Source organism: Methanoregula sp. (assembly GCF_002835825.1).
Taxonomy (GTDB): domain Archaea; phylum Halobacteriota; class Methanomicrobia; order Methanomicrobiales; family Methanospirillaceae; genus Methanoregula.
The window spans coordinates 1-5,765 of record NZ_PIZH01000119.1 but is presented as its reverse complement, the minus strand read 5'-3'; the positions used below and the strand labels follow the sequence as shown (position 1 = coordinate 5,765).

Genomic DNA, 5,765 nt, shown 5'->3' with positions numbered 1-5,765 from the left:
CATAGATGCCATCCAGTTGTTTGTGAGGGATGTTAAGCATGTTTTCGATTGCATGCGAGTCCATCCCGGAATAAATAAGCATGGCCACCTGCTGATCGACTCCGTCAAGCTCGGTGCCTTTCATGTCCATGCCCTTTGTTGTCTCTTTTAAGAAGTTATACAGGACCTGGAGCGTTGAGAGCGGGCAGAGAACCATGCTTGATACAACCTCGCCGGATTCGAGGTGATCGATCCTTACAACATCGGTTGGTTTTCCCTGGACTTCCCGCTTGGTCAGTTCGATTGCAGCAACTTCGGTTACCGGGACACAGATCTGCTTTACAGCACCGACAAACCAGATCCCGGAGTGGACAACGACAACACTCCCTTTCTCCCACTGGGCGTCCTTGACCATCACTCCTCCCCGGATTGCCGGTGACATGAAGTACGCCATCAGGCGATAAGCATTGCAGGAGCCCAGGATTAGTTTCTTCAGGATAGCCAGAACCTTGTCTACAGAGAGGATCTTTGCAACAATCTCGGTGTCGGTTTTGGCAGTAACGATCAGGATGTTCTTCCGCTCTGCAACATCAACGACGGTCTTGAAGAGGATTTCTTTGTTCACCGGCGCCGGGATGACAATCCGGTCTTCAGCAATGCCGAGCTTGACGACAACCCAGGTATTATTGTGTTCAACTTTTGCCGGGACTTCTTTCATGGGGACCTCGCTGACGTGAGTGCTGATAATTATTTGCCTTATACGTTTACTGTTGTTCCGGCGTTTATTTTATTCCATCCGGTGCAGGTTTATCTTTGTCTTTTTTTGCAGGCGCTGAGCTGATCTGGTTGAACATACCCTTGAGTTCGTCTTCGATCTGGCTTGCCGGTGCCTTGAAGTCCTTGAGTTCTCTCAAGAGACTGATGTCTTTCTCTTTCTTGACCGTCTTAACATCAGAAGCAATGGAACTGAGAAGATCCTCATCGGTACCTCCGGCACCACTGGCAAACGATGCCATATCTGACTGGACACCGATCTGGTCTTCTGTAAGCATGTCTGCCCCTGCCGGGGCATCAGAGGCAATCCATGCAGTTTTTACCGGTTCGGCACTCGCTGCAGGTGCAGCAGCAGGAGCAGGCCCGGCATCGGTTCCGGACATGGTCGCATCTTCCTGGCTTGCACTCGCAGGAGCAGCCTCAACTTCCATATCGTCACCAACATCGATATCATCAAGACTGATGCTGTCGAGATCGCCAAATTCAGTATCAAGGCCCCCGCCCCCTTCAAGTCCGGCGAATTCATCAAGTGAACCGCCGGCTTCATCAGTTGTTGGCAATGAGAGTTCCGGAACCGGGAGATCGGGGGCGGATCCACTGGTGGGTCCTTCCGGTGTAATCTCCTCCGGCATTACTGGCGGAGAGTCGTCATCCAGGCCTTCGAGAAGCCCGGCATCGAATTCATCGCCTGACAGGGAGAGCAGGGAGTCATCATCAGCATCCGCCGGCAGGCCTCCCGCACCCCCCGGTGACGGAAGGGATGCACTGCCTGCAGCAGCCTGCTGCATTGAAGGAGCGGGTGCAGCGGAAGGTGCGGGCACTTTTTCACTTACTGTTTTATCGAGCATCTTGTTGATGTCTTCTACTTTCCGTCCCCGTTTGCTCCTCTCTTTGAGAACGGTTCCAAGAGAACCAAAAGAAGAGAAGGCCGATTTTACCCGTGCGCCGAAACCTCCGGTTTTACCGGGCACATTCTTTGCTTCTGTTTTCGCAGGCGGCGATGGAGCGGCCGGCTTGGCCGGGGCCTTCTGACCCTTGGCAGATGAGGTTTTTTCGAAGAATTTCATCTCGTCCAGGCGTTTGAGGAGCCCGGACTTTCCGGCAAGTTTTGTCCGGATCTCATCGACTGACACTACGCCAATCAGGAATGGCAGGACAATGACAAGGACAATCATCATGAACAGGAGCTGGATAAGGGTCACATCAAAGAAGATGAGGACAAGCCCGAAGGTAAGGATGGTGCATAGCATTACAATCCTGCGGACACTTTCTTTCATGTCAGACTCCTGTTGATCCTGAAGCTGCTCCTGCAGATGCCATTGATGCAAGCCCCTCGGGACTGAAGAACATTCCCACCGCTATGGGACCGATAAGCAGTACAACCCCGGTTATCGTACAGAATATTGCGCCATAGAAATAAAACATATACCGATCCCCGCCTCCAACAAACCGGGCGGCAAAGATGTTGGACAGCGTGATGATGGTCAGGGAGATAACGACAAATGCACCCATCTCCGCTTCGGGGAAATTGGTGAACATGCTTAATCCCCCCATGGATGAACTGAGCGAGGAGCCTGCACTCCCCGATGCTGCAGCCTGCTCCTGGGAGAATTTATCCATCATGTCACCAACCGACCCCGTAAGGACGACCATGATGCGGTAGAGTGCGACAAATATCCCGGCCATGGCAGCGTGCATTGCTATCAGCAGGATCAGGAAACTGCGGGCGTGCATATCCTTCTTTTCCCGAAGAAGAGTCTGCTCCAGCATGGATGCTCCAACAATAGACCCGATGCTGTCCGGGGGACCCCCAAGGGTGATCGTATCGAGGTAAATATTGAGATACTTGTAGATGAGGTTGCTACCGGATTCGCCGATGAACTTATCCCAGATCTGTTTATCGTCAAGGCCCAGGTTCATCTTGGAATAGACAGAGTTGACCAGGGGTTCAAGAGCAGTCAGGGACTTCTTGTCAATGGTGTTGAGGGCATGGACTGCGGTTGTCCCTTGCCCGCCCATTACTGCTCCCAGGCTCCGGATGAATGTGGAAAAATCATTGTCCCGCATGGTAATGTTGCTGTCATCGATGTACCCGATAATGCCTAACGGTGCCAGCAGGATCCCGATGAGGATATAGATCATGGCGGCGCTTGCCCCGACAAGCGAGAGAAGGATGACCGCAACAACGGCTATCGGGATGATGATCCGCTCCATAGCATGAATGGTCTGTTGCTCCCTGGATTGATGCACACTCAGTCCGTGAGCTTTAGGATCGTCAGGAACCGAAGTATACATCAGGAAATTCCCCCCAACACCGATAGCGAGGATGATGCCGTACCCCGTATACAGCGTTGACTCGAGGCCCGTGGGATTATAGATGGCGATCGAGATCATGAGGGTGACACAGATGACCGTCCCGGAAAGGAGCATGGCAATGTAGGCATCTCCCCATTTCTGGACCATCTCAAGGCCGGCCTCCACCTGGCTGCGGTACACGCTCCGCACGGTTGACAATTCGTTCTTTAAGAAATCGTCATCAGGCACACCGGATTCAATGGCATTGGCGTACCGGTTCAGCATGCTCTGGAGCATGGGATTTTTTATCCGTTCAGCCTGGATGCTGAGAGCCTCGGAATAACTGTAACTCCATTTTTTCACGAACATGTCCACTTTTGCAATGTATTTTGCCGAGATGTACTCCTTACGGTTGGCGGCAAAGGTGAAGATCTCGGGACGGGATGCATCAGCAAGGGCAAGAGAGGCCATGTACGTATTCATGAAGAGCAGGTCGGCACTCATCTTCTTGTCTTCAGTAATCTGGGATGCCCGCTCTTTGATCCCCTCAATGGCATTTGCAAACGGGACCTGCTTTTTGCCCGTGACGTCATCCGGGCTCAGGCCGGCATCGGGCTCAGCCATTTCAGGCACCGATTGTCAGGAGTCCCTGTTTCTTGATCTTCGTCATCATGTGGAACAGGTCCCAGAACTTGACGTACCCCGCTTTATGGAGACGCTCCAGGATCTTTGCACGCTTCTCAACTTCCTGGTAGATCTCGGCTTTCCTGCTGTCCGGAATACCGAGCATGGTTGCAATCTTGTTCTCCAGTAAAAAGGAACTGCCTTTACCGGACCAGACAAACGTATCCGATACCGGCTCCCAGGTGAACATCTGGACGAAGGTGAACCCCTGTGTCTCGGGATTATACCCGACCAGTTCGTTGATGCTGATCATGCGGCGAACAAGGTTGCCATCAGGGCGTTTGACCGCACTCTGGATGACCACCAGGTTGAGGTTGTCAACATAGGTCTTCGGGATATTGATGGGGTCCCCGCAGAGACGCTGGATCAGTTTTTCCACGGATGCAGCGTGGAATGTGCTCATCACCGGGTGGCCTGTCTGCATGGCGCCAAATGCGACTGCTCCTTCGACACCACGGATCTCACCAACAAGGATCTGGTTGGGACGCTGACGGAGGGCAGCCTTCAGCAGATCGAACATGGAGACTTCACCGCTTGCCCCGCCACCTTCTCCTTTCCCTTTTGCCAGTGCCACCTCGCGGATCCAGTTACGGTGCGGAACATTGAGTTCGGGTGTGTCTTCGATAGTGACGATCTTGTTCTCCGGGGGGATGAATGCGGTGATAGCGTTCAGGAGTGTTGTCTTCCCACTGGCTGTTTCACCCGAAACGAAAAGAGACATCCCGTACTCAACACAGATCCAGAGGTATGCCGCTGAAATGTAATCGATACCCCCGCTGTCGACAATGTTGAGGATCGAGAGCGGAACCTCATTCACTTTACGGATGGTGAAGTTGCTCCCGTGCCGGGAGATGGCGGTACCGTATACGATGTTGATACGGGAACCATCCAGCAGGGTGGCGTCGATAACCGGGTTGCGGTACGTGATTGGCCGCTTGATCCGCTCTGCCATCTTTACCACAAACTCGTCCAGTTCGCTCGAGATCTTGAATTCGATAACGGATTTCAAGCCTTTGAAGATCTTGTGCTCGATGAAGATCGGGCCAACGCCATCACACGAGATATCTTCGATATAGGAGTCGGAAAGGAAGGGTTTTAAGACCCCCATATCGATCTTGTCCCTGACCAGGAGGTATTCGATAGCACGGTACTCCTGATCCGTCAGGATAACTTTCCCGTCAGGCGTTGTCGGGACCTGGAACTTCTTTTTTACCTTGCTCATCTTGTCCTTTGCGGAAAAATCCGTATTGAGGAAGGTGGTGAGCTTTGTCTTGAGATCCTGCTGTCCGGCGCCGGAACCGACAAGCTGGGCAATGTCCATATTTTTCGGTTTGATGACGGCAACATTAGCAAGCATCTTCTTGATAACTTCAGCCCGCTCCTTGTCGCTGATGGGGTCTTCTTCAAGCCCGTCGATGAGGTCGATGAGTTTTGTCTCGATGGCCGGCATCATCTGGCTTACGCTGTGCAGGAACGAGGGCTCTATTGGAATATAGAAATTCCTGACATCATCTGGATCAGGAAGAATGTGGACGAATGTGGTCTCGTTAACAGGGTAGATGATGTTCGGACTTTTCATTGAACGGAGATCTTTTTTCAGTTCTGATAGAAAGAGCGGGATCCCGTAGGTGTTCACCGGGAATGTATGCAGGTATTCCAGAAGGTGCGGGCTTGCCTTTACGTACTCCTTGGCATTTGCCGGGAGCATCTTGTAGAGTGCGCTGGACTCAATGTCCCGATAAAAATCGATGGTCGTGTCAACCGGTTCCGGCTTGAACGGGAGGTTGACTGCAACGGAGAGCGTTCCCATATCAGACCTTCGCGAAGCTCATCGGGATAACTTTCATCCCGTATCCCGGATGAACCTCGAAACTTACAAGGTTTCCGGTGGTCTTTCGTGCGCCACGGACCTTGATGACCTCCATCACCATGACGTACTTGTCGCCGACCAAGGCCTTTTTCATGTTCAGGTGGGCATCGCAGATCGACCGTATTCGCACGAGTGTGTCTTCCTCGAATGCATAGGTATGGAG

Annotated in this window: 4 protein-coding genes and 1 pseudogene; all 5 read right to left on the bottom strand. The window is 52.5% G+C overall.

Going from position 1 to position 5,765, the window contains the following annotated elements; genetic code table 11:
• Positions 1-697 (bottom strand): CheF family chemotaxis protein (locus CW742_RS05820; protein ID WP_292417764.1); only part of this gene is annotated, 697 nt, incomplete at its 3' end.
• A gap of 64 nt (positions 698-761) precedes the next feature.
• Positions 762-2,003 carry a hypothetical protein gene (locus CW742_RS05815; RefSeq protein ID WP_292417761.1) on the bottom strand — a complete coding sequence of 414 codons (1,242 nt, stop codon included), beginning with the start codon at positions 2,001-2,003 and terminating at the stop codon, positions 762-764.
• 28 nt (positions 2,004-2,031) lie between these two features.
• Positions 2,032-3,672, bottom strand: coding sequence for an archaellar assembly protein FlaJ (gene flaJ, locus CW742_RS05810; protein WP_292417758.1), 1,641 nt, complete (start codon positions 3,670-3,672; stop codon positions 2,032-2,034).
• 1 nt (position 3,673) lies between these two features.
• The gene (locus tag CW742_RS05805; RefSeq protein WP_292417755.1) at positions 3,674-5,542 is read right to left on the bottom strand and encodes a type II/IV secretion system ATPase subunit; all 1,869 of its coding nucleotides are present in this window, start codon (positions 5,540-5,542) and stop codon (positions 3,674-3,676) included.
• 1 nt (position 5,543) lies between these two features.
• Positions 5,544-5,765: pseudogene (locus CW742_RS05800) on the bottom strand (flagellar accessory protein FlaH); the annotation flags it as partial.

What these genes read in the sequence shown, in the direction of transcription:
- CW742_RS05805 (WP_292417755.1), bottom strand. Translation starts at nt 5,542, where the DNA reads ATGGGAACGCTCTCCGTTGCAGTCAACCTCCCGTTCAAGCCGGAACCG.
- flaJ (WP_292417758.1), bottom strand. Translation starts at nt 3,672, where the DNA reads ATGGCTGAGCCCGATGCCGGCCTGAGCCCGGATGACGTCACGGGCAAA.
- CW742_RS05815 (WP_292417761.1), bottom strand. Translation starts at nt 2,003, where the DNA reads ATGCTATGCACCATCCTTACCTTCGGGCTTGTCCTCATCTTCTTTGAT.